The 23,784-nt window shown below is 71.8% G+C and carries 23 protein-coding genes and 1 tRNA gene; 12 read left to right on the top strand and 12 right to left on the bottom strand.

Going from position 1 to position 23,784, the window contains the following annotated elements:
• Positions 1–121: 121 nt before the first annotated feature.
• Both P3T35_RS31015 and P3T35_RS31020 read right to left on the bottom strand, forming a co-directional pair.
• The gene (locus P3T35_RS31015) at positions 122–640 is read right to left on the bottom strand and encodes a hypothetical protein (protein ID WP_143676874.1); all 519 of its coding nucleotides are present in this window, start codon (positions 638–640) and stop codon (positions 122–124) included.
• A complete protein-coding gene (locus P3T35_RS31020) occupies positions 637–1,551 on the bottom strand; it encodes a helix-turn-helix transcriptional regulator (protein ID WP_180356554.1) in 915 nt (304 codons plus the stop codon). The genes P3T35_RS31015 and P3T35_RS31020 overlap by 4 nt, the downstream gene beginning before the upstream one ends.
• Positions 1,552–1,624: 73 nt before the next feature.
• Between P3T35_RS31020 and P3T35_RS31025 the strand changes: the two genes are divergently transcribed.
• On the top strand, positions 1,625–2,377 hold the full coding sequence (locus tag P3T35_RS31025) for a dienelactone hydrolase family protein (protein ID WP_101381884.1): 753 nt from the start codon (positions 1,625–1,627) through the stop codon (positions 2,375–2,377).
• 48 nt (positions 2,378–2,425) lie between these two features.
• Here P3T35_RS31025 and P3T35_RS31030 read toward each other — a convergent pair whose 3' ends face one another.
• Together P3T35_RS31030 and P3T35_RS31035 are read right to left on the bottom strand one after the other, a co-directional pair.
• On the bottom strand, positions 2,426–3,544 hold the full coding sequence (locus P3T35_RS31030; protein WP_101381885.1) for a serine hydrolase domain-containing protein: 1,119 nt from the start codon (positions 3,542–3,544) through the stop codon (positions 2,426–2,428).
• 103 nt (positions 3,545–3,647) lie between these two features.
• Positions 3,648–4,316: a DUF4097 family beta strand repeat-containing protein gene (locus tag P3T35_RS31035; RefSeq protein WP_101385219.1), complete on the bottom strand. Its 669-nt coding sequence runs from the start codon at positions 4,314–4,316 to the stop codon at positions 3,648–3,650.
• A 244-nt stretch (positions 4,317–4,560) separates the two neighbouring features.
• Between P3T35_RS31035 and P3T35_RS31040 the strand changes: the two genes are divergently transcribed.
• A complete protein-coding gene (locus tag P3T35_RS31040; RefSeq protein ID WP_101381886.1) occupies positions 4,561–5,295 on the top strand; it encodes a helix-turn-helix domain-containing protein in 735 nt (244 codons plus the stop codon).
• Between the two features lie 111 nt (positions 5,296–5,406).
• Here P3T35_RS31040 and P3T35_RS31045 read toward each other — a convergent pair whose 3' ends face one another.
• Together P3T35_RS31045 and dacB are read right to left on the bottom strand one after the other, a co-directional pair.
• Positions 5,407–6,228 (bottom strand): MerR family transcriptional regulator, encoded by an 822-nt coding sequence (locus P3T35_RS31045; RefSeq protein WP_101381887.1) that lies wholly within the window; start codon positions 6,226–6,228, stop codon positions 5,407–5,409.
• Positions 6,229–6,371: 143 nt separating this feature from the next.
• Complete coding sequence (dacB, locus tag P3T35_RS31050; RefSeq protein ID WP_280708669.1) at positions 6,372–7,997, bottom strand: D-alanyl-D-alanine carboxypeptidase/D-alanyl-D-alanine-endopeptidase; 1,626 nt, start codon at positions 7,995–7,997, stop codon at positions 6,372–6,374.
• A gap of 259 nt (positions 7,998–8,256) precedes the next feature.
• Between dacB and P3T35_RS31055 the strand changes: the two genes are divergently transcribed.
• Positions 8,257–8,469: a hypothetical protein gene (locus tag P3T35_RS31055; RefSeq protein ID WP_101381889.1), complete on the top strand. Its 213-nt coding sequence runs from the start codon at positions 8,257–8,259 to the stop codon at positions 8,467–8,469.
• Positions 8,470–8,490: 21 nt separating this feature from the next.
• Here P3T35_RS31055 and P3T35_RS31060 read toward each other — a convergent pair whose 3' ends face one another.
• The 4 genes from P3T35_RS31060 to P3T35_RS31075 all read right to left on the bottom strand — a co-directional run bounded on the left by P3T35_RS31060 (position 8,491) and on the right by P3T35_RS31075 (position 12,507).
• Complete coding sequence (locus tag P3T35_RS31060) at positions 8,491–8,784, bottom strand: hypothetical protein (RefSeq protein ID WP_101381890.1); 294 nt, start codon at positions 8,782–8,784, stop codon at positions 8,491–8,493.
• A gap of 179 nt (positions 8,785–8,963) precedes the next feature.
• Entirely contained in the window at positions 8,964–9,293 is a 330-nt protein-coding gene (locus P3T35_RS31065) for an FmdB family zinc ribbon protein (RefSeq protein ID WP_101381891.1), read from the bottom strand.
• Positions 9,294–9,414: 121 nt separating this feature from the next.
• Positions 9,415–10,713 (bottom strand): MFS transporter, encoded by a 1,299-nt coding sequence (locus P3T35_RS31070; protein ID WP_101381892.1) that lies wholly within the window; start codon positions 10,711–10,713, stop codon positions 9,415–9,417.
• 309 nt (positions 10,714–11,022) lie between these two features.
• A complete protein-coding gene (locus P3T35_RS31075; RefSeq protein ID WP_101381893.1) occupies positions 11,023–12,507 on the bottom strand; it encodes a potassium/proton antiporter in 1,485 nt (494 codons plus the stop codon).
• Positions 12,508–12,817: 310 nt separating this feature from the next.
• Here P3T35_RS31075 and P3T35_RS31080 point away from each other — a divergent pair, with 310 nt between their 5' ends.
• Positions 12,818–15,550, top strand: a complete 2,733-nt coding sequence (locus tag P3T35_RS31080; RefSeq protein WP_101381894.1) for a penicillin acylase family protein — start codon at positions 12,818–12,820, stop codon at positions 15,548–15,550.
• Positions 15,551–15,616: 66 nt separating this feature from the next.
• On the opposite strand, the gene P3T35_RS31085 is transcribed toward P3T35_RS31080, so the two are convergent.
• Positions 15,617–16,204, bottom strand: a complete 588-nt coding sequence (locus P3T35_RS31085) for a 5-formyltetrahydrofolate cyclo-ligase (RefSeq protein WP_101381895.1) — start codon at positions 16,202–16,204, stop codon at positions 15,617–15,619.
• Positions 16,205–16,251: 47 nt separating this feature from the next.
• On the opposite strand from P3T35_RS31085, the gene P3T35_RS31090 reads away from it, so the two are divergent.
• From P3T35_RS31090 to P3T35_RS31125, 8 genes are all read left to right on the top strand, one after another.
• Positions 16,252–17,079, top strand: a complete 828-nt coding sequence (locus P3T35_RS31090; RefSeq protein WP_180356556.1) for a GGDEF domain-containing protein — start codon at positions 16,252–16,254, stop codon at positions 17,077–17,079.
• 54 nt (positions 17,080–17,133) lie between these two features.
• Positions 17,134–18,051, top strand: coding sequence for a UTP--glucose-1-phosphate uridylyltransferase GalU (gene galU / locus P3T35_RS31095; protein ID WP_101381897.1), 918 nt, complete (start codon positions 17,134–17,136; stop codon positions 18,049–18,051).
• A 55-nt stretch (positions 18,052–18,106) separates the two neighbouring features.
• Complete coding sequence (gene glp / locus P3T35_RS31100) at positions 18,107–19,438, top strand: gephyrin-like molybdotransferase Glp (RefSeq protein ID WP_101381898.1); 1,332 nt, start codon at positions 18,107–18,109, stop codon at positions 19,436–19,438.
• Positions 19,439–19,631: 193 nt separating this feature from the next.
• Entirely contained in the window at positions 19,632–20,069 is a 438-nt protein-coding gene (moaC, locus tag P3T35_RS31105; protein ID WP_280708712.1) for a cyclic pyranopterin monophosphate synthase MoaC, read from the top strand.
• Positions 20,066–20,569 (top strand): MogA/MoaB family molybdenum cofactor biosynthesis protein, encoded by a 504-nt coding sequence (locus P3T35_RS31110; protein WP_101381900.1) that lies wholly within the window; start codon positions 20,066–20,068, stop codon positions 20,567–20,569. The genes moaC and P3T35_RS31110 overlap by 4 nt, the downstream gene beginning before the upstream one ends.
• Before the next feature lie 14 nt (positions 20,570–20,583).
• Entirely contained in the window at positions 20,584–21,168 is a 585-nt protein-coding gene (locus P3T35_RS31115) for a GNAT family protein (protein WP_280708680.1), read from the top strand.
• A gap of 154 nt (positions 21,169–21,322) precedes the next feature.
• On the top strand, positions 21,323–22,285 hold the full coding sequence (locus P3T35_RS31120) for a hypothetical protein (protein WP_101381901.1): 963 nt from the start codon (positions 21,323–21,325) through the stop codon (positions 22,283–22,285).
• 103 nt (positions 22,286–22,388) lie between these two features.
• Positions 22,389–22,462: transfer RNA gene (locus tag P3T35_RS31125), tRNA-Ala, on the top strand.
• Between the two features lie 122 nt (positions 22,463–22,584).
• Here P3T35_RS31125 and P3T35_RS31130 read toward each other — a convergent pair.
• Positions 22,585–23,760 (bottom strand): oxygenase MpaB family protein, encoded by a 1,176-nt coding sequence (locus P3T35_RS31130; RefSeq protein WP_143676875.1) that lies wholly within the window; start codon positions 23,758–23,760, stop codon positions 22,585–22,587.
• Positions 23,761–23,784: the final 24 nt, after the last annotated feature.

The following is a 23,784-nucleotide window of genomic DNA, read 5'->3' on the forward strand; positions in this document are numbered from 1 at the left end:
GGGGGACCCTGTGGGAGAGTAGGACGCCGCCGAACAATTCTTCAGAAGAAGCCCCGACGGGCAACCGTCGGGGCTTCTTCGCGTTTCGGCCTCGCACGTTTCCGGTACCGCCCGGGTGGTATCAGGGCAGCGGCTCGAACTGCGGCTCGTCGCTCGGAAGGTCGTCGGGCAGGATGCGGGAGCGGATCTCGCCGGTGAGCAGGCCGAGCAGGATGCTGGTCGAGTCGCCCGGCAGCAGCTCCTGGTCGAGCTGGCCGGCCGCGACCAGCACGGTCGGCCACTGGTCCGGGGTGCCTATGGGGATCCAGAAGAACCGGTCCGCGTTGTGGGTGTGCGCCCAGCGGATGAGCTCCTCGGGCCGGCTGCCGTAGGCGGCCAACAGCTCTCGCAGCTCGGGGAGTTCGCGACCGGCCAGGCCCGCCGCCGACTCTGCGGCGCGGTGGCCGAGGTCGAGGTACTCGGGGGACCAGTTCGGTGCGTAGAGGACGATGAACTCGTCGAAGACGCCGGCCCCGTAACGGGCGATCAGCGCCTGGTGGTTGGGCGGCATCACTGGCGTGGGGCGCGCCGGGCGCTCAGTGGCAGGCACCCCGGCCGGCGGGGGCGGGCACCGGGCGACGAGTTGTTCGAGCGGGGTCATGGTCCTTCCGCTATCCGTTGGGGACCAGGGAGACCAGGAACATCAGGCAGACCAGAAAGCGCAGGGAGACCAGGAACCCCAGGCAGACCAGAAAGCGCGTCGATCCGGGCGAGCACATCCTCGGAGGCGGAGAACGTGACCAGCCGCTGGTCCGGCGAGTCCGCGAGTTGCAGGACGACGTGGGTCAGCGTGATCTCGCCCAGCGCGGGATGCCGCAGCCGCTTCACACCCGACGACAGCGGCACGACGTCGTGGCGCGGCCACCACGCCCGCACCTCGGGGCTCTCGGCCTGCAACCGGGTCAGCAGGGCGGCGAACGCTTCGTCGCCCGGATACCGCGCCCAGGTGCCGCGGAACCGGCCGAGCAGCGCAGCGGCCTCGCTCTCCCAGTCGACCAGGACATCGCGCGCCGCAGGGTCGGTGAACATCCACACCAGCATGTTGCGGTCCTCGGCCGGCCGGGCATGCCAGTCGGTCCACAGTGCGCGTGCGGCACGGTTCGCGGCCAGCACGTCCCAGTGACGGCCGGTCACATAGGTCGGGCAGGGGTGGAGTCGGTCGACCAGTGCGGTGACGGCGGGGCTCAGGGTCTCAGCGGCCGGGTCGGCTGCCGGTGCCGCCGGGATGCCGTGGACCAGCTCGTGCACATGGGTGCGTTCGGTCTCGTCGAGCCGCAGGGCCGTGCACAGCGCGTCGAGCACCTGGCGCGACGGCTGCACCTCGCGGCCCTGCTCCAGGAACGTGTAGTAGGTCGGTGAGATGGCCGCGAGCAGCGCGACCTCCTCCCGGCGCAGGCCCCGAGTGCGCCGACGGGCGCCCTCGGGAAGGCCGACGTCGGCGGGCCGCAGCCGTTCGCGGCGCGACCGCAGAAGATCGCCCAGTTCCTTGGCCCGAACGGCCGCTTCCGACATGGTTCCTGGTACTCCGCTTACTAGCAACAGCGAGCTGTGGTTACCACCTTAGACACTGCGTACGGTCAGGGGCATGAGCACAGGACTTCCGATCGCCCACCCCGTCCGCACCGAGCGCGTCGAGATTCCGGTGGGCGGTGACGGGGCGACCATGGGCGGATATCTCGCCCGTCCCGCCGTGGCCGGGGCGTTCCCCGGCGTCGTGGTGGGGATGGAGCTGTTCGGCGTCGACCAGCATGTGCGGGACGTGTGCGACCGCCTGGCCGGGCTGGGATTCGTCGCGCTCGCCCCGGACTTCCACCACCGCACCGCCCCCTGGGCCGAGCTGCCGCGCGACGATGCGGGCCGCACCCGGGGCTTCGAGCTGCTGCACCTCATGACACGTGACCAGGTCCTGGCCGACGTGGGCGCCGCCATCGGCCACCTGCGGGCCCAGGGCAGCGGACAGGTCGGGATGGTGGGCCTGAGCATGGGCGGCCACATCGCCTACCTCGCCGCGACCGCGTATGACCTCGACGCCGTGGTGGTGTTCTACGGGGGCTGGCTGACGACGACCGAAGTCCCGCTCAGCCGGCCGGAACCCACCCTGTCCCGCACCTCCGGCATCACCGCACGAGTGCTGTTCCTCGTCGGCGAGGACGACCACATCATCCCGCCGGAGGTGCGGCAGGAGATCCGCGACGCCCTGCACGAGGCGGGCGTGCCACACAAGTTGGTCGCCTACCCGGGCGTCGGGCACCGCTTCCTCGGCACCGACACCGCCGCCGACCGTGCCGCCGCCGCGGACGCTTGGCAGCGCGTGCCCGCCTTCCTCAACGGACGCTGACCACGCTGCGGGGCGGGTAAGAAACGGGGCGGCGCGCGCTCATGGCGGCTACCCCGCGTCAGCCGCCCCGGCCGCCGCGCTGCCGAACACCTCCTTGACGAGGCGCTGCGTCGCCTGCTGGAACGCCGCTGCCATGGAGAGCGTGGCGCCGTCGACATAGTTCAGCGCGGCGGTCAGGGTCCTGCTGCCGTCGGGCGTGCTGTACATCAGTGCCGCGTGGCCCGCCATGCCGCCGTTGTGGGTGATGACAGTGCCGCCGTTCTCGCCCGCGTCCTGCACGAACACCCCCAGGCCGTAGCCGACCTTGGGATGCGGCGTGCACATTTCGGCCAGCAGCGGGGCCGGCAGGAGCTTGCCGCTCATCAGGGCGGAGATGAAGGTGTGGAGGTCCTGGGTCGTCGAGATCATGTCTCCGCCGGTGGAGATCCAGGAGGGGTTCTGGCGGGTGACGTCGACCGTCTTCTGCCGGCCGGCCTCCTCGTACCGGTAGTAGGCGTGGGCGTGCGGCTCGGGGACCCCCGGACTGGTCTCGGGCACCACGGTGCCCGACAGTCCGAGCGGCCCCAGGATCAGCCGCTGCATCTCCTCGGGGAGCGAGTGGCCGGTGACCTTCTCGACCAGCAGCCTGGCCAGCACGTAGTTGGTGTTGGAGTAGCTCCAGTCCGTCCCCGGCTCAAAACGCGCCGGCTTGGACACCGCCAGCCGTACCAGCTCTTCCGGCCGGTAGGTCTTGAACCGGTTGTCCACCCACTCCTGGCCCGCGGTCGTGGCGGGGATCCCCGGCGCGAACGTCCCGTCGTCGTAGTACTCGCCGGTGAAGTTGAACACCCCGCTGGTGTGCTGCAGCAGCATCCGCACCGTGATCCTCGGGTCCAGCCCGAACTCGGGCAGGTAGTCGGCCACCGGGGCGTCCAGCCCGATCGTGCCCTCGGCCACCAGCTGCAGCACCACGGTCGCGGTGAAGGTCTTGGTGTTGCTGCCTATCCGGACGTGCCCGTTCGCCGGCGGCTTCGCGGGTTCGCCCAGCTTGCGCGCCCCGGCGCTGCCGACCCACTCGCCGCGCTCGTCGTTCACCCGCATCGTCACCCCGGTGAAGCCGGACTCGACCATCTCCTCGATGGCCTTCTGCAGCTCCGGGCGGTCCTGGTCGGTGAGAGTGACGGACATGGTGGTGTGCCCCCTTGAGAGGTGTGACGGAATCAATGGAGTCGACTGAACGGACGGGGCGGCCGCGCCTCAGGGCTGCCCCCTCCTGCCAGCCGCGGGTGTCTCACAGGCTGCGGGCGGTGATGTCGCCGTAGGCGGTGGTGGCGTGGAAGTTCAGGCCGGCGCTGCCGTTGGTGTTCTTGAGCGCGTTGTGGACCCGGCCGTAGGTGGTGCCGGCATCCAGCGAGGCGGAGACTCCGCGGGCGGCGCCGACCGAGATGTCGCCGGACTCGGTGCGCAGCGTGACCGTGCCGCGCACGGCCTCGGTGATGCGGAGGTCGCCCTTCTGGGTGCTGATCTGCGCGGGGCCGCCCAGGCGGCCGACCGAGATGTCGCCGGCCTGCAGGGTGAGGCGGGCGCCCGTGGTCTCGTCGAGCTTGATCGTGGCCTGCGCGCCCTCGATGGCGACGTCGCCGAGCCGTCCGACGCCCCGGAACTCGGCGAGGGCCGCCGTCGCCTCGACCCGGGAGCCGGCGGGCAGTTGGACGGTCACCTCGACGGATCCGGAAGGCCCGAAGACCCGGTTCTTCGCCTCCGGGGCGTCGATCCGCAGGACGCCGTCGCTGTAGGCGACCCGAGTCTGCTCCGCAGCCTTCACGTCACGGCTCTTGGACGCGTCGGCGGGCAAAATCTCGACGGTGGTGTCGGCTCGGTCGGCGGCGATGAACCGGATGCATCCGGCGGGGATGTCGAGGACGGCCGAGACCGGGGCGGGGGTGTCGAAGATGTGCATCGTGCGCTCCTTCATCTGCATCGCGGGCCCCTCCGGCCCGTCGTTTCTGACAACGGAAACGCTACGTTGCATTTGTAAGTTGGGCAACGAGTCTGTTGCGCACATGGGCCATAAGTGCAGGTAGAAGCAGGGATTTCATTGCAATGGTTCTGATTTCAATGCAACAGACTCAGCCTTGTTCGTTGCAACTGATCGAGAGTGAACGCTATGGTGGAGGCACTGCGGACCACGAAGGAGGCCAACGATGCCGGGAGGCAGACTCACCCAGCAGGAACGCCAGCAGATCGCGCTGGGACTGGCTGACAGCCTCGCCTACGCGGAGATCGCCAGGCGCCTCGACCGCCCGACCTCGACCGTCACGCGCGAGGTGATGCGCAACGGCGGCCCGACCGCCTACCGCGCCGACCTCGCCCACCGCGCCACCGAACGCCGCACCCACCGCCGCAGAAAGGCCGCGCCCGGGGACGCCAACACGCTCCCGCAGGCCCACGGCCGCGATGACGAAGCCGTCCGCGAGTACGAGGAGACGTTCACCAGCGTCTTCATGCAGTCGGGCCTGCCCAGGATGACGGCCAGGGTGTTGGCCGGCCTGTACGTCACCGACACCGCCAGCCTCACCGCCTCAGAACTCGCCGGGCGCCTCCAGGTCAGCCCGGCATCCGTCTCCAAGGCGGTCACGTTCCTCGAAAGCCAGGGCCTCATCCGCCGGGAGCGCGACGAACGCCGCCGCGAACGCTACGTCGTCGATGACGACGTCATGTATCAATCCACGATGGCCAGCGCCCGAGCAACTGCTCACCTCGGCGAGGTCGCCCGGCAGGGCGTGGGCATCCTCGGCCCCGACACCCCGGCCGCCGCCCGCCTGGAGAACATCGCCCGCTTCGTCGACTTCGTCTCCGAGAGCATCGCCCGCGCCGCGGACCAGGCCCGCGAGGTCCTCCACACGAAGCCCGAAGGGATGTCGGGAAGCGCTTCCTGAGCCACCTTGAACACCGCACCTCCGGGTGTGGTCCCGGACGAGTCCTCGTGCATCGTGGATCCGGGTGGCCGGGGGCCTCAGCGGTCCCCGGCCACCCGGCTGCGGTCACGGTCAGGCCCGGGCCACCGGTGCCTGGAGCTCCGTCACCCAATCGTCGCGGTTCTCCGGGCACTCCAGGGTGATCTCCCGGGGGTATCCGCCCGACTGGTAGCCGTTGCCGTCGATCCAGCGGGCCAGGGTCTGGGCCGTGGGCAGGACGGTGTCCATTGAGCCGCGATGCACGATGGTCGCCGCTTGGTCGACGGGCGGCAGGTCGAGCACCTGGAAGGCGCCGTCCTGGAGGGCGGCGGAGACCTGGACGGCGGCATGGACGCTGATCCGTCCGGCGCCCTCCGGGGCGTCCTCGTAGTAGGCGATACCGGGGCCCGTCGGAGTGATCCCGGCCGCCGCCAGTAGCTGGAACAGCTCCTCGTAGAGAGGCCCGATGACGGGGCTGATGTCGCCGGGCTCGAAGCTCGCGGCCGTCGCGGTCAGCTCCGCCACCCGCACGGCCGGGAGGCTCTTGATGATGACGTCGTTCGTGGGCATGCACCCCTCGCTCTCGATCGCTCGGAGTCTTGCCTCGACCTGCACCAGCCGCATGGCCGCCGCGGCCATGGCGGTCTCCAGCTCGGCCCGCCGCAGCCGCAGCATGCCACGCATCTCGTCCGTGGCGACCTTCTCCTCGACGATGTCCTGCACCTGCTGGAGAGTGAAGCCGAGATCCTTGAGCGCGATGACGCGGTTGAGCCGGGCGAGTTGGGCGGCGGCGTAGTAGCGGTAGCCGGTGGCAGGGTCGACATGGGCAGGGCGCAGCAGGCCGATCGCGTCATAGTGACGCAGCATCCGGACCGAGACACGGCCGTGCCGGGCGAAGTCTCCGATGGTGAACATGGTGGCTCCGAGTCCAGCGCCTGACACAGTGTGAGGGTCAAGAAGCTACTCGGCCGGCGGCGGTCTGGGCGAGGGTGTCGTGCTTGCGCGGGTACACCAGCGCGACCAGGGCTTGCTGCGTGGGCCTCAGCTTGCGGCACCGGTCATGCTCGCGGGTGACGATGAGCAGCGTGACCCACTCCGCCGACGCGTTCGGAGAGGGGCCTTCTCGCGGACGTGACAGCCTTGTGGCGAGGGCGGCCGGCGCCGCGCTCTGCGCACGCCTCTTGCTGGAGGATGACGGCGATCTCGTCGACGTCGTCGTTGACGTCGAAGAACCCCTGGATGTTCGGTGCCGCCGCGCCGTTGACGCCGACGAAGAAGGTGTAGAGGTGGCCGTCGTCCGCCTCGAGGTAGCCCGCGTAGGTCTGCGCGTTGATTGCGAACTGCTGGTTGAGCTGGTCGAAGCCGATGATGGTGCCGGGCTTGGCGAAGACCTTGCCCTTGGCCGGGCAGTTGGTGGTGCAGAAGAGGGCTCCCGTGCCGGACACACCGAGGATCGGCAGTGAGGTGCGGAACGCCTCCGCGTCGGGAGTGCGCAGCCAGTATGCGAGCAGCTGGTTGAGCCCGGTGGGCGTGACACGGTCGACCGGAACATCGCCGCGTCCGTCCGCCATCTGGAACTGAGTCGGGTCGACGTTCGCCGTCTGGGTGAGGAAGTCGTGGATGACCGGGAACCCGTCGAAGCAGTTCTTGCTGCCGCGGCTCACGGCCATGTTGCACAGGGCCAGGTTGGCGCCGAGGTTGTGGCTGACATTCAGGATCAACTTGGCGTACTCGTGGTACGGCGGCGAGACGAAGGCGGCCACCTGGGGAGTGCCGGTGTACGAGGCGGGCAGCGTGCCGTCCGGGTTGGGCCCGGTCGGCGGGGCGGTGACGGTGACGCCGGCGCGGCCCAGGGCCTCGATCAGGGCTGTGCGCCCGAATGCGTTGGGGTCCTGGATCTGGGAGATCTTCAGGGTGGGCTTGGCGTCGGCGGCGATCGTGCCGGAGAGCGTGATCCTCGTGCCGTCGGGGGACGCGGTGACCTGGATGTCGGTGGTGCCACCGGCCTCCACCGTCCGGACGTTGGAGGTGACCTGGTACGGCGCGACCTGCGGGCGCCAGCTCAGCTGGGCGGGCTGCCCGGGGGAGGCCGGCGTGGTCAGCAGGTCGATGACGTTGTCGTTGATGATGAGGGGTGTCGGCTGGGGGGCGAGCGCCGGGGGCGTGAACAGCCGCGGGTCGATGACGACATCGCCGTCGACCGTGGTGATGCCCGAGTCGCGGACCTGGTGGGCGATCTCGTCCAGGCCGGCGAGCGGGTCCTCCGGCGTGAGGGTGGCGCCCGGGATGTCGTTGGCGTAGGTGTGGTCGATGGGGGTGAAGTCGACCGACCCGTCCGGCTTTGTCCGGCCGCCCATGGTGAGGTCGCCCTGGGCGACGAGTGCCAGGTTCCCGGTGAGGGTCGATCCATTGCGGTGGCCGACCTCGTGCACCGGCGTGGTGAAGCGGTGATCCGGGTCGAGGGCGTGCCAGGCACTGGAGATGGTGATCAGCTTGATGGTCGAACCCGGCATGAAGAACTGGTCGGGGTACCTGGAGTGGATGACCCGCCCGCTCTCGGGATCGATCTCCAGCAGACCCCACTGCGCGTGCTCGTACGCGGGCTTGTTCATGATCGCCGTGATGTCGGGCCCGAGGTCGCGCTGAGAGTCCACCTCAGGTGCGGCGGCAGCTGTACCGGCCACGACCGCGAGCGTGACGCCGACGGTGGCCCAGGCCCTAAGCCGACCACGGATCTTTGATCTCATTCGCCCAGCCGTTTCTGGAGTCGGAAGCCCTGTTTGGCAGGGTGCTCACGGCGCATCACGGTAGGTGCGCGGATTCCCGAGGCGGGGCTGCGGCGCGGTGCGCTGACGACGTGTGGTGTGAAAATCATTCGATCGGTCGAAGGTGGGCGCCCCTCTGGGGTTCGGGGCGTCATGGCCGCCGCCCTACCCTGGAGGGGTGACCGAGCAGCCCACCACCCCCGACCAGTCGGCCGACGACAACGAGCAGGCCGCGGCCGAGAAGCCCGAGCCCGCTGCGGCGAAGATCGTTTTCGCGGACCCGTTCGACCGGCAGACCAGTGATGACACCGACGCCGCCTGGGGCGAGTCCTCCGGCGCGCGGGGCCTGGACTGGTACCAGAGCCAGCGCCCGCCGCACCACGGCGGCTGAGCGCGCCGCACAGCGCAGGGGTCACGGGGGTCGCGCGGGGCAGTCGGTGCGGACCGAGAAGTACTGCAGCTGGCGGGGTGCCAGCGCGCTCAGGGGCAGGGAGCCGGTGGCCAGGGCGGCCGTCGTGCAGACGACCAGGCCGGTGAGCATCGCGCCGGGGCGGTAGCAGGCAGTCTGGCGGAGGCGGTGGCGCCCGCCGCCGCCTCGGCGGATCGGGCGGAAGTCGGGCACCGGGCGGCGCGGCGGCAGCGGGGCGGGCTCGGGTGCGGGCGGCCGGTGGGTGCGGCGGTGGCGGGGAGTGGTCGATCCAGTCATGGGACCAGGGTTGCCGCGCACGGAGTCAGCCGGTAGCGCCACCCGGAAACCTGTGGATAACCCCGGGTCTGTGGACAACCACGACACCACCCGGGCTCACCCAGAGCACAACCCAGGCCCACCCGGAGCATGAAGAAGGCCTCCCGGGCAGTCCCGGGAGGCCTTCGGAAGCAGCGGCGTCAGCTCGCGGCGGAGGAGGTCGAAGAGGTCGACGTCGAGGACGAGCTGCTGGAGCTCGACGAGGACGCGGACGAGCTCGACGAGCCCGAGGAGCCGTTCGACGCCGACGAGCCGTTCGCCGACGAGCCCGACGACACCGAGCCGCTCGACGAGGACCGGCTGTCCGTCCGGTAGAAGCCCGAGCCCTTGAAGACCACGCCCACCGCCGAGAAGACCTTGCGCAGGCGGCCCTGGCAGTTCGGGCAGACGGTCAGAGCCTCGTCGGTGAACTTCTGCACCACCTCAAGGCCGTTGCCGCACTCGGTGCACTGGTACTGGTACGTGGGCACTGTGTCTTCCTCCTGGCACTCTCGCCTGATGAGTGCTAACGACGGTCCATGATGCGGCATTCCGCAGGATCAGTCCAGTGTGGCCGGCCCGGCGCGGCCTGCCACGTGCGTTCGAGCGCGGTCACCCGGCCGCCGGCTCCGCCACCGCGGGAGCCGCGTCCCCACCCCTGGCAACGGTACGGCTCGCTGCGCCCGGACCCGCCAGGAGTCGGCGCAACGTGACCAGCGCCACCAGCCCGGCGCCGGCCCCGGCCACCGGGACCAGGAAGCCCAGCGACGGCCCGCTCATGTCGATCAGCTGGCCGGCCACCGTGGAGCCGACCGCCAGGCCCAGGCCGATCGCCCCGGTCAGCCAGGTGAACGCCTCCGTCTTGGCACCGTCCGCGACCAGCGACTCCACCAGGGTGTAGCCGGTGATCAGGGTCGGCGCGATCGCCAGACCGCAGACCAGCCCGGCGATCGCCAGCGCGGTCAGGTCAGGCATCGCCCAGAGCGTGGAGCAGCCCAGCACCAGCAGGCCGTAGCTGGCCAGCATCCGCTGCTGCGGGGAGCGCCGCCAGGCGATCAGGCCGTAGAGCACCCCGGCCAGCATCGAGCCGCCGGCGAAGACGCCGTAGACGACGCCGCTGAGGTCGCCCTGCCCGGCGTGCTCGGCGAACGCGGTGACCGAGACCTGCATCGCGCCGAAGACCGAGCCGACGCCCAGGAAGGCGCCGACCAGCAGCCGCACGCCCGGCGAGGCCAGCGCGGAGGCCCGCTTCGCCCCGGGCTCGGGCAGGTGCCGGGCCGGCGCGGTGGCCCGCCGGCCGGCGAACAGCAGCCCGCCGAGCACGGTCAGCACGGCCTCCGTGATCAGCGCGGCGGCCGGGGCGACGGTGGTGGCGATGGCGCCGGCCAGCACCGGGCCGACCACGAACGTGAACTCGTCGGTCACCGACTCGAAGGCGAAGGCGGTGGTCAGGTGGGCCGGACGGTCGGCCAGTTTGGTCACCCAGCGGGCCCGGACCATCGCGCCGATCTGCGGCACCGAGGCACCGGCCGGCGCGGCGGCCAGGAAGAGCGTCCAGACCGGCGCGTGCCCCAGCGCCAGGGCGATCAGCGCACCGACGGAGACGGCGTGCACCAGCACCACCGGCACCAGTACGGCGGCCTGGCCGAGGCGGTCGGCGAGCCGGCCGGTCTGCGGGCCGACCAGCGCCTGCGCGGTGGCGGCGGTGGCCGCGACGGCGCCGGCGATGCCGTAGGAGCCGTTGGTGTCGAGCACCAGCAGCACGATGCCCAGGCTGAGCATCGCGTAGGGGAGCCGCGCGACGAACGCGGGGAGCAGGAACGTCAAGGCACCAGGGGTGCGCAGCAGTGCGGTGTAGCCCACGCGGGTGGGGGCTTCAGTGGGGTTGTCGACCGTTGGGCGGGCCGCCACGGTCGGTCCTTCCTGCTGCCTGGTAGCGACCGCCGGGGCAACGGAAAACCCCGACGGCGCCGAGAGTCGTCCTCTCGTGCGTCGACCGGGGTTGATACCGGGTCCGAGTCGCCGCCCCTGTCAACAGGGACCGTTGCCCCCTGTCAACAGGGGGAGCGCTGCCCCTGAGAAAGGGGGCCGCCGGACCGCGGCCGCCGAGCGGTCGCGCCAACTCTGCATCAGGCAGAAAGTTGCGGGTTGGATCTAGTACTACGTCTGGGCAATGGTACGGGAACGCGAAGAACTCCAGGTGTCAAGAGATCCAACAGTTCACTTGCCGTACAGCCACCCCGCCAGCTTGCCGCCCCGGTCCACGGCCCGCAGCCGCCGCTCGGTGGCCTCGCCCACCGCGTCGGTGGTGACCACCAGCAGCTCGTCACCGGAGCGCAGCACCGTGGTCCGGTCGGGCACGAAGCTCTTGTCGTCGCGGACCACCAGGGTGACCGCGGCGCCGGGCGGCAGCCGCAGTTCGCCGACCTCGACGCCGGATATTCGGGAGTCCGGCGCCAGCGCGACCGAGAGCAGCTGTCCGCGCAGCCGCTCCAGCGGTGCCGACTCGATCTCCAGGTCGTGGCCGAGCGCGCCGGCGGAGATCCGCAGCCGGCGGGCCAGCCAGGGCAGCGTGGGGCCCTGCACCAGGGTGAAGACCACCACCAGGACGAAGACGATGTTGAAGGCCTCCCGGGCGTCCGGCACCCCGCCCACCAGCGGGATGGTGGCCAGCACGATGGGCACCGCCCCGCGCAGCCCGGCCCAGCTGAGCAGCGCCTGCTCGCGCCAGGGGAGCCGGAACGGGGTGAGGGTGAGCAGCACCGAGAGCGGCCGGGCGAGCAGCACCAGCACCGCGCCGATGACCAGTGCGGGCAGCACCGCCGAGCCCATGGTGGCGGGCGTGCAGAGCAGGCCGAGCAGCACGAACATGCCGATCTGCCCGATCCAGGCCAGGCCGTCGGCGAAGCCGCGCACCGCCGGGCCGTGCGGCAGCTTGGCGTTGCCGAGCAGCACCGCGCTGACGTAGACGGCGAGGAAGCCGGAGCCGTGCAGCAGCGCGCCGGCCGCGTAGGCGAGCGAGGTGAGGGCGAGCACGGCGATGGGGTAGAGGCCGGAGGCGGGCAGGGCGATCTGCCGCAGCGCGTAGGCGCCGAGCTTGCCGACGGCCAGGCCGACGACGGCGCCGATCGCCAGCTCCATGAGGATGGTGCCGAGCAGCACGTACCAGGAGTCGAGCGGGCCGGTGGTGGCGAAGGCGACCACCAGGATGACCACGGGGGCGTCGTTGAAGCCGGACTCGGCCTCCAGCAGGCCGCTGAGCCGGGCCGGCAGTGGCACGGTGCGCAGCACCGAGAAGACGGCGGCGGCGTCGGTGGAGGAGACCACCGCGCCGAGCAGCAGCGACAGCCGCCAGTCGAGGCCGACCAGCAGGTGGGCGTCGGCGGCGGTGACGAAGACGCTGATCCCGACGCCGACGGTGGCCAGTGCGGTGGCCGCCGGCAGTACCGGTCTGATCTCGCGCCAGCTGGTCTTCAGGCCGCCCTCGGCCAGGATGACCACCAGGGCGGCGTAGCCCAGCACCTGGGTGAGTTCGGCGTTGTCAAAGGTGACGCCCAGTCCGTTCTGGCCGATGGCCATGCCGATGCCCAGGTAGAGCAGCAGGCTGGGTAGTCCGGATCTGCTGGCCAGGCGTACGGCGACTACGGCGATCAGCAGGATCGCGGAGCCTTCGAGCAGCAACTTGTTCAGATGGTCAACGGTCACGCAGGGGCACCTCGACGTCTCGGGCGTCCGTCAGGGGAGCTGCGGGCGGCAGCCGTGACGGACGGGGGCGGGGAGGGTCACTGTGGTGGGCGACGGGGTGAACGAGCCCGGTGGGGCTGTGGAGGGGCAGGGTGACACATGGTCAGCCGTGGGATCGTTACCCTGGCTAACATTTTACCCGATCTTTGCACTGGCTCTGACGGGGGGTCGGCGCGCGGCGGCGCACGGGCCAGCCCGGGCAGAGCGGCTCACCCACGCCGGGTAGGGTCCCTGTGGTTACGTTGCCCCGCTCCCTGCACCTAGGACCGAGATGCCCCGCTCGCGACGCTCCAAGAAGTTTCGGCGCGCCCGACTGCTAGTGCTATTGCTCGTCGTGCTGCTGGTGGCCGGTGTGTCGGCCGGCGGATGGTACGCGGTGGATACCGTGCGGGCCTCGTTCCCGCAGGTCAGCGGCACGGTCCAGGTGCCCGGTCTGAGCAGCTCGGTCCAGGTCAAGCGGGACGCCCAGGGGATCCCGCAGATCTACGCCGACACGTCCGAGGACCTGTTCAAGGCCCAGGGCTACGTCCAGGCCCAGGACCGGTTCTGGGAGATGGACGTGCGCCGGCACATCACGGCCGGTCGGCTCTCCGAGATGTTCGGCTCCAGCCAGGTCGACACCGACGCGTTCGTCCGCACCATGGGCTGGCGCGAGGTGGCGCAGAAGGAGTACGACACCGTCCTCACCCCGGACACCAAGAAGTACCTGCAGGCCTACTCGGACGGTGTGAACGACTGGCTGTCCAAGCACCCCGGCGGGGCCAGCGCCTCGCTGGAGTACGCGCTGCTCGGCACCGTCAACAGCGGCTACAAGCCGGAGCAGTGGACCCCGGTGGACTCGGTCTCCTGGCTGAAGGCGATGGCCTGGAACCTCTCGGGCAACGTGCAGGACGAGATCGACCGCTCGCTGCTGAGCCAGACCTTCACCCCGGACCAGATCAACCAGCTCTACCCGGACTACCCGTACGACCGGAACCCCACCATCACGCAGGGCGGCACGGTCAGCGCGGACGGCACCTACAAGCCGGCGACGGCCGCCGGCACCACCGGCGCGGTCCAGCAGAGCTCGGCGGTCACCAAGGGCCTGCAGGACGTCTCCGGCAAGATGGGCAAGCTGCCGCAGCTGCTCGGCCCGCAGGGGCAGGGCATCGGCTCCAACTCCTGGGTGATCTCCGGCAGCCACACCGTCAGCGGCAAGCCGCTGCTGGCCAACGACCCGCACCTGGGCCCCGGCCTGCCGAACGTCTGGTACCAGATGGGCCTGCACTGCCGGACCGTCAGCCCGAGCTGCCAGTACGACACGACGGGCTTCACGTTCGCCGGCATGCCGGGCGTGATCATCGGGCACAACCAGTCGATCAGCTGGGGCTTCACCAACATGGGCGCCGATGTGGCCGACCTCTACCTGGAGAAGATCACCGGTCCCGACACCTACCTGAAGGACAACCAGGACCAGAAGTTCGCCACCCGCCAGGAGACCATCAAGGTCGCCGGCGGGGCGGACCGCACCATCACCGTGCGCTCCACCAGCAACGGACTCGGCCAGTGCCCGCTGATCTCCGACCAGAGCACGGAGGAGCAGAACGTCGGCACCTACGCGCCGGTGGGCAACTCGGCGCCGGACCGCGGCACCACGGGCTACGGCGTGTCGCTGTGTTGGACGGCGCTGACGCCGGGCAAGACCATGGACGCGGTCTTCGAGTTCGACAAGGCCACCGACTTCACCTCGTTCCGCGCCGCGGCCAAGGACTTCGCCGTCCCCGCGCAGAACCTGATCTACGCCGACACCCAGAACCACATCGGCTACCAGGCGCCGGGCGTGATCCCGGTCCGCGGCAAGGGCGACGGCCGCTACCCGGCCCCGGGCTGGGACTCCAGCTACGACTGGAAGGGCTACCTGGACTTCAAGAGCCTGCCCTGGGTGGAGGACCCGCCGTCCGGCTACATCGTCACCGCCAACCAGCCGGTGGCCGACCAGAGCTACAAGCCGCTGATCACCAACGACTGGGAGTACGGCACCCGGGCCAAGGAGATCACCGACCAGATCCAGGCCCGGCTGGCCAACGGCGGCAAGATCTCGCCGGACGACATGCAGTCGATCCAGCTGGACAACGCCAGCGTGATGGCCAAGACCCTGGTCCCGCTGCTGCTCAAGGAGCAGATCACCGACCCGTACGTGCGCCAGGCCCAGGACCTGCTGAAGGACTGGAACTACAACCAGGACGCCGACTCGGCCGCCGCCGCCTACTACAACGGCGTCTGGCGCCAGCTGCTCACCCTGTCCTTCGGGCAGAAGTTCCCGGCCTCGGTGCGCGCCCAGGGCGACTGCCTGCTGGTCGCGCAGAAGGTGGACGCCAACCAGCCGGCCGGCTCGCTCGGCGGTGAAACCAAGATCGTCACCCAGTGCGGCACCCGCAAGCCCAGCCAGGCCCAGCCCGACGGCGGCGACCGCTGGATGGAGGTCGTCCGGCAGCAGCTGGCCAACCCCAACAGCCCGTGGTGGGACTACGTCGACTCCAACCACGTGCAGCAGCACGGCCTGGACAACCTGCTGAAGGAGGCGATGAAGGACGCCCGCCAGGACCTCACCGCCCACCTCGGCAAGGACATCTCCACATGGAGCTGGGGCCGGCTGCACCAGCTGAGCCTCAACGAGCAGACCCTGGGCACCGACAACTCCTCGATCGCCTCGGGCCTGGTGCACCGGCTGCTCAACCGCGGGCCGTTCCAGATGTCCGGCGGCTCGGCGGCGGTCGACGCCACCGGCTGGACCGCCGCGGCCGGCTACGACGTGGACTGGATCCCGTCGATGCGGATGGTGGTCGACCTGAACGACTTCAACGCCTCGCGCTGGATCAACGTGGGCGGCGAGTCGGGGCACGCCTTCAACGACAACTACGACGACCAGACCGGCCTGTGGGCCCAGGGCAAGATGCTGACTTGGGCGTACTCCGGCCAAGCGGTGGACCAGGCGACCAAGAACACCCTGACCCTGCAACCCTGATCGCCGGACCCCGGGCCCGCCCTGACGCACCGTCAGGGCGGGCCTTCGCTTTTGGGACCTTCGCTTTCAGAACCGGTGCACGCCCTCCGGGGTCACCACCGCGTGCACCGGCCGGTCGTGCGGCTCGGCGGGCACCCGGTCCAGCAACTCGTCCGGATAGAGCAGGGTGGCCAGCAGCGGGGTGGCGCCGGCGGCGGCCAGCCGGGCCAGCACCCGGTCGTAGGAGCCGCCGCCACGGCCCAGCCGCAGCCCGCGCCGGTCCACCGCCAGGCCGGGCAGCAGCACCACGCCGGCCCCGGTGACCGCGTCCTGGCCCAGCCGCTCGCCGGTCGGTTCCAGCAGGCCGCGCGCCGCCGGGGCGAGCCGGTCCGGGCCCTGGTAGGCGGCCCAGTCCAGGTCGTTGTCCGGCAGCAGCACCGGCAGCAGCACCCGGGTGCCGCGCTCGTGCAGCAGGTCGAGCAGCGGGCGGGTGCCGGGCTCCGCGCCCACCGAGACGTAGGCGGCCACCACGGCGTCCGCCGGCAGCAGGGTCAGCGCCCGCTCGGCGAGCGCCGCGGCGGCCGTCGACCGCCGTTCGGGGGGCAGAGCGCGCCGGGCGGCGAGCAGCCGTGACCGCAGCGCGGCCTTGTCGTTGTACAAGAGATCGTCGGACACGGCTCCGATCCTCCCCCAGCCCGCCCCCATGGAGTCCCATGTCCCCCATGTCCCTCCTGATGCCTGCGCTCGCCCTGCTCAGCGTGGTGTCCGCCGGGATCGGCGGGGTGCTGTGGGCCCGGCTGCGGCGGCTGCGGCAGGCCGCCGCCGGCGAGGCCTCGGGGCTGCGCCGGCGGTTGGCCGAACTCCAGGAGCGCTGCGACGAGCTGGCCCGGCTGGCGGCCCGCGACCCGGTCACCGGGGTGTGGAACCACCGCCATCTGCAGCAGACCCTGGAGCGCGAGGTGGAGCGCCGCGCCCGCCGCCAGAAGCCGGGGGAGCGGGTGCCGGAGCTGGCCGTGGTGCTGCTGGAGGTCGACGGGTTCGAGGCGGTCACCGCCGAGCACGGCCGGGACCGGGCCCGGGCGGTGCTGCGCGACCTGGCCCAGCGGCTCACCGTCGAGGTGCGGCGCTCCGATGTGCTCGGGCTGGTCGGCGGCACCGAGTTCCTGGTGGTGCTGCCGGACACCGGTGCGGCGGGGGCGGCCAAGGTGGCCGAGCGGCTCTGCTGGGCGGTGCGCCGGCACCGGCTGCTGGACTTCACGGTCGACCCGGTGGACCCCCAGGAGCGGCCGCGGCCCACCGCCAACGGGCTGCTGGCCACGGCCGGCATCGCGGTGCTGCCGGACGACGGCGGACATCCGGTGCCGCTGCTGCGAGCCGCCGACCGGGCGCTGGCGGCGGCCAAGCAGCAGGGGGCCGTGCAGAGGCGCGGAACGGGTTCAGGACGGCACGGTAGTGTGTCGCCCTGTGCCGCCCCGGGCCCCAGCGCCCAGTCCGGCCCTGCCCGCAGTGTCGCGGCCGTGGTCGTCCCCGGCGAGGTTCGTCGTTCATAGCCGACCGATCTCGCCGGCGGTCAGTACGGTCCTCCGCCTCAGTAAGGTCAACGCATGACGACGAACTCCCGTATGCCCGTCACCAAGGCGGTTGTGCCCGCAGCCGGCCTCGGAACCCGGTTCCTGCCGGCGACCAAGGCCACGCCGAAGGAGATGCTGCCGGTCGTCGACAAGCCCGCGATCCAGTACGTCGTCGAGGAGGCCGCCGCGGCCGGCCTCTCGGACATACTCATGGTCACCGGCCGCAACAAGCGCGCCCTGGAGGACCACTTCGACCGGGCCTACGAGCTGGAGGAGCTGCTCGCCCGCAAGGGCGACGAGGACAAGCTGCGCCGGGTCCAGGAGTCGGTCTCGCTGGCCAACATGCACTACGTCCGGCAGGGCGACCCCAAGGGCCTGGGCCACGCGGTGCTGGTGGCCGAGCAGCACGTGGCCGGCCAGCCGTTCGCGGTGCTGCTCGGTGACGACCTGATCGACCCGCGCGACCCGCTGCTCGCCCGCATGATCGAGGTCCAGCAGCAGCTGGGCGGCTCGGTGGTGGCGCTGATGGAGGTCGACCCGAAGCAGATCCACCTCTACGGCTGCGCGGCGGTCGAGACCAACGGCCTCGGCGACGACGTCTTCCACGTCACCGACCTGATCGAGAAGCCGGAGCCGGCCGACGCACCGTCGAACTACGCCGTGATCGGCCGCTACGTGCTCGACCCCGCCGTCTTCGAGGTGCTGAAGAAGACCGAGCCGGGCCGCGGCGGCGAGATCCAGCTCACCGACGCGCTGCGCACGCTGGCTACGCTGAGCGCCGAGGAGGGCGGCCAGGTGCACGGCGTGCTCTTCTCCGGCCGCCGCTACGACACCGGTGACCGGGCCGACTACCTGCGCGCGATCGTCCGGCTGGCCTGCGAGCGCGAGGACCTCGGGCCGGAGTTCCGCGGCTGGCTGAAGCAGTTCGTGGGGAGCGAGATGCAGGCCTGAGCGCCTGCCTCCAGCAACGTGCGGGCCTGAGCGCCCGCCGGAAGGCGGTAGCGGGATGACGACCGATCGGCACGGCCACCACCAGGACCACCAGGCGGACGCCTGCGCCACCGAGGCCCCGGGCCAGCGGTACTGGACGGTCGACGAGCACCTGGCGGACGTGCTGGCCGCCGTCACCCCGCTGCCGCCGATCGAGCTGCAGCTGCTGGACGCCCAGGGCTGCCGGCTGGCCGAGGACGTGCCGGCCGGCAGCGACCTGCCGCCGTTCGACAACAGCTCGATGGACGGCTACGCGGTGCGCACCGCCGACACTGTCAACGCCACCGAGCGGTACCCCTCGGTGCTGGCCGTGGTCGGCGAGGTGGCCGCCGGTGCCGGCGAGCTGCCCGCGGTCGGCCCCGGCCAGGCCGTGCGGATCATGACCGGCGCCCCGGTGCCGCCCGGCGCCGAGGCGGTGGTCCCGGTGGAGTGGACCGACGGCGGCACCGGCACCGGCGAGGCCGCCCGGGCCATGGCCCCGGCCCGGCCCGGCGAGGAGGTCCGGGTGCGCCAGGAGGCCCGCGAGGGCGCGCACATCCGCCGCCGGGGCAGCGACATCGCCGCCGGCAGCACGGTGCTCCCGGCCGGCACCCTGCTCGGCCCCACCCAGCTGGGCCTGCTGGCGGCGATCGGCCGCGCCAGCGTGACGGTGCGGCCGCGACCCCGGGTGGTGGTGCTCTCCACCGGCAGCGAGCTGGTGCCGCCCGGCGAGCCGGTCGGCCCCGGGCAGATCTGGGACTCCAACAGCTTCACCCTGACCGCCGCCGCCCAGCAGGCCGGCGCGATCGCCTACCGGGTCGGCGGGGTGCCGGACGACGCCGAGCGGCTGCGCGCGGTGCTGGACGACCAACTGGGCCGGGCCGATCTGATCGTCACCTCGGGCGGGGTCAGCGTCGGCGCCTACGACGTGGTCAAGGACGTCTTCGAGGACTACGCCGGGATGGACTTCCGCACCCTGCGGATGCAGCCCGGCAAGCCGCAGGGCTTCGGCCGGCTCGGCGGCCCGGGCGGCGTGCCGCTGCTGGCCCTGCCCGGCAACCCGGTGAGCGCCTACATCTCGTTCGAGCTGTTCGTCCGGCCGGTGATCCGCACCATGCTGGGCGCCGCGGACGTGCACCGGCCCCGGGTGCGGGCGGTCAGCACGGCCGCGCTGCGCTCCCCGGCCGGGCGGCGGCAGTTCCTGCGCGGCCGCTACCTGGCCGACCAGGGCGCGGTGGAGCCGGTCGGCGGCGCCTCCTCGCACCTGGTCGGGGCGCTGGCCCGGGCCGACTGCCTGATCGTGGTGCCGGAGCGGACCGAGGCGGTGGCGGCCGGCGAGGTGGTCGACGTGGTGCTGCTGCGCGACTGACGGCGCCCCGAGCGACCGGCGGCGCCCGCCGCGGCTGACGGCGCCTCAGCCCATCGGGTGGCGCCGAGCGCGGTGCGGTGAGCGGGGAGCGATACGGTAGCGCCCGGAATTCGCCCCGTCCTGCTGGAGAACTGACGTGACCACACCCCCCGGCGATCGCCTGACGCATGTGGACGAGACCGGCGCCGCCCGGATGGTCGACGTCTCCGAGAAGGAGACCACCGTGCGCACCGCGGTGGCGGCCGGCCGGGTGACCGTCTCGCCCCAGGTGGTCGAGCTGCTGCGCGGCGAGGGCCTGCCCAAGGGCGACGCACTGGCCACCGCCCGGATCGCCGGGATCATGGGCGCCAAGAAGACCCCCGAGCTGATCCCGCTCTGCCACCCGATCGCCATCTCCGGCGTCAAGGTCGACCTGGCGGTGACCGACGAGGCGGTGGAGATCACCGCGACGGTGCGCACAGCCGACCGGACCGGCGTGGAGATGGAGGCGCTGACCGCGGTGGCGGTGGCCGGGCTGACCCTGATCGACATGGTCAAGGCGGTGGACAAGGCCGCCGCCGTCCAGGACGTCCGGGTGCTCAGCAAGTCCGGTGGCAAGAGCGGCGAGTGGGTCCGCGGCGGTGCCGCATGAGAGCGCTGGCGATCACCGTCTCCAACCGCGCCTCGGCCGGGGTGTACCAGGACAAGGGCGGGCCGCTGCTGGTCGAGGGCCTGCGCGCGATGGGCTTCGAGGCGGACGGCCCGCAGCTGGTGCCGGACGGCGAGCCGGTGCTGGCGGCGCTGCGGGCGGCCGTCGCGGCCGGCTACGACGTGGTGCTGACCACCGGCGGCACCGGGATCTCCCCGATGGACCTGACGCCGGAGATGACCGCCCAGGTGATCGACCGTCAGATCCCGGGCATCGCCGAGGCGATCCGGGCGTACGGCCGGGAGAAGGTGCCCACCTCGGCGCTCTCCCGGGGGCTGGCCGGCCTGGCGGGCCGGACCGTGATCGTCAACCTGCCCGGCTCCACCGGCGGGGTCAAGGACGGCCTGGCGGTGCTGGCGCCGCTGCTGCCGCACGCCGTGGACCAACTGGCCGGCGGGGACCATCCGCGCCCGGCGGCCGGTGCCGAGGGGAGCACCAGCTGAGCGGCGGCTGGCCGGTGGAGCTGCGCGAGGGCGAGGTGGTGCTGCGGCCGATCCGGCTGCGGGACCAGCGGGCCTGGCAGGAGGCGAGCCGGCGGAACCGGGACTGGCTGCGGCGCTGGGAGGCCACCGTGCCGCCCACGCCGGCCGGGCGCACCACCGGGCCGCGGCCGACCTACCGCCAGATGGTGCGCTACCTGCGCAGCGAGGCGGCGGCGGGACGGATGCTGCCCTTCGTGCTGACCTACCAGGGGCGCCTGGTCGGCCAGTTGACGGTGGGCGGGATCACCTGGGGCTCGATGTGCTCGGCCAACATCGGCTACTGGATCGACGAGGCGGTGGCCGGGCGGGGCATCATGCCGACCGCCGTGGCGATGGCCGTCGACCACTGCTTCCAGGCGCTGGGTCTGCACCGGATCGAGGTGTGCATCCGGCCGGAGAACCGGCCCAGCCGCCGGGTGGTGGAGAAACTCGACTTCCGCTCCGAGGGAATGCGGCCGCGCTATCTGCACATCGACGGGGACTGGCGCGACCATCTGGTGTACGCGCTGACGGCGGAGGAGATCCCCGAAGGGCTGCTCCGGCGTTGGCGTTTGGGGTAATTGAATAAGTGTTCGAAATTGATATCGATATGGCATCGGCACGCGGTCAAGCGGTCACAAATACCGGCAAAATAGTCAGAGAATCAGTTTGGCAGGGCGACACGCCGCGCCAAATTGCTGACCGCCCTTACCCAACGCCCGTACGGTGTGAAACGTGAGCAGTAGCGGCCTCATCTACGCGGTCATCGTAGGGGCCTGGGCTGCCTATCTGGTGCCCATGTGGCTCCGCAGGCAGGACGAGCTCAACGAATCGCGCCCGACAGAACGTTTCAGCACCGCCATCCGCCTGCTGGCCGGGCGATCGGCACTGGAGCGGCGGGCGTCCCGGATCCTGGGCGACGACGACCCCACCGACTCCGCCGCCGACGGCGCGTCCGACGGCGGTGCCACCGGCGTGCCCGCCGAGCCCTCGTCGACGCTGCCCGGGGCCGAGCCGGTCCGGGCCGGACAGCCCGACCGCCGGGCCCGGCTGCTGGCCCGGCGGCGCCGGATGGTCACCCTGCTCTTCGGCGCCTTCGCGCTCGGCGCGGTGATCGCGGCGGTGGCCGGGGTCGCCTTCCTCTGGGTGCCGGCGCTGCCCGCGGTGCTGCTCACCCTCTACATCGGCCACCTGCGCCGACTGGAGCGCCAACGCTGCGAGGTCAAGCTCGACCGGGCCCGCGCCGCGGCCGCCGCCGTGGGAGTGCGCGAGCGCGAGCGCGCCAGGGCCGCCCGGCTCGCCGAGACGGCCCCGCTAGCGGTGCCCGAGGAGGCCACCGAGCCGATCGAGTCGGCGCAGGCGATCGCCGCCGCCGCGGCCGTCGCCGAGGCGGAGCGGCCCGAGCCGGCCGCCCGGCAGGACTTGGTGGAGGCGACCGACCACGAGGAGTGGGTCGACGGGCTGCGCGAGCGGGCCGCCGCCGGCCCTGACTCCTGGGAGCCGGTCCCGGTGCCGCTGCCCACCTATGTGACCGCCCCCGTGGCCCCCCGGGTCAACCGCGGCCTGGACCTCGCGGCCCCCGGCGCCTGGGCGGCACAGGCGGGCGGCCCCCGCACCGCGGAGGGCCCCCGCACCCCGCTGTTCGACCAGTACCAGGATCCGGCCGCGCACAGCCGCCCCCGCGCCGCCAACGAGTAGCGCGGAGGCGGCACCCGCCCCCAGCCTTCGGCCGGGGGACCCCCACCCCACCAGGGGGGTGGTCACGAGCCCCCTCGAAAAGGTGCTAAAGTTTCTTCTCGTTGGGGCTGTGGCGCAGTCCGGTAGCGCACCTCGTTCGCATCGAGGGGGTCAGGGGTTCGAATCCCCTCAGCTCCACCCAACGACTGCTGAAAAGCAGTCAAGAAGCCCCGCCTGATCCTGGATCAGGCGGGGCTTCCGCATTCCCCGGAGTCCTTGCCGGTGGTGCCCTGAAGGGGATCAGGGCACCATGGCGTGGATCACACGATGTTGGACTGGTAGGCGGTGGCGCCCTGCACGCTGGCGGCGATGGCCGTGTAGGCCTGGATGTTCGCCGCCCGCTCCAGCTCCGCGGCCCCCGGGACCAGCGACTGGTAGCGGCGGGCCTGGGCGTGGCCGGCCGCCAGGGCGGGCAGGGCGGCGGCGGCCCCGGAGTGCGGGACGCCGAGGGCGTCGGCGATCGCGTCGCCGTGGAAGTGGCGGGCCACGGCGTGCAGCAGGTCCCGCGCCGACTCCTTGGTGAAGGTCGACCGGGGAGCGTCGGCGAGGAAGTCGGCCGTGGCGTCGTAGAGGGCCTTGTTGAGCACCCGGCTGTTGTGGTCGGGCGCCTCGATCGTGGAGTCCAGCAGGTCCGCCAGCGCGGACGCTTCGGCGTGACTGCGCATGCCGAGGAAGAAACCCTCGTCCAGGCCCAGGAGATGGGCGACGTGCCACCAGTACTCGTAGAGGCTCCGCTGCTCCTCGTCGGTCAGCACGAAGCCCACGGCCGCCAGGAAGGAGTACGGCACCACGGTGAAGTCGAGCCAAGTGCGGGCGACGTCCACCTGGTTGATGGGCAGGCCCCAACGCTCGGTCTCCCAGCCGTGCTTGAGCGCCGTCGCCCGGACTCGGGCGTGCAGCAGCCGTACTTGGGCGGTCTGGAGGTAGCCGGCCGCACCACGGTGGAGTCCGCCGGGGAGGATGGCACTGATCTTCCACAGGCCGGTCTCGGCCAGCCGCCGGGCCGCCATCGTGTCCAACTTCCCCGTCTGGACGAGGAGTCGGGCGATGCTCGGCGAGCTGTAGGTGTGGGACAGCGAGCCGGCCGAGAAGGCGAGCGTGTTCCACAGCGGCGGCACCAGGTGCGCGACCCGGTCGCCGGCCGCCAGGGCGTCCGGGTCGGCCCAGTCGGGCAGCGTTTCGAGCCGGCGCAGCAGCGCCGCGATCGCCGGCGGCGGATCGCCCAGGCTGTCCAGGCCGTCGGCGAGCCCCTGGTTGAGGAGTCGGCGGCCGTCCTTGCCCAGGCTGTCCAGCTCGGCTATCACGGCGTCGGCGAGCGGGTCGCCCACGGCGAGCATGCGGACCATGTGCTCGGCCCGCTCACCGTGCTCGGCCTTCGCCGCCTCGAAGTTGACCAGCCGGCCGGGGAACGGGGCTGAACTGGGGGTCGTCGTCATCGTTGTCGTCCGGTTCGGTGAGTG

It is taken from the genome of Kitasatospora sp. GP30 (assembly GCF_029892145.1).
GTDB classification, from domain to species: domain Bacteria; phylum Actinomycetota; class Actinomycetes; order Streptomycetales; family Streptomycetaceae; genus Kitasatospora; species Kitasatospora acidiphila.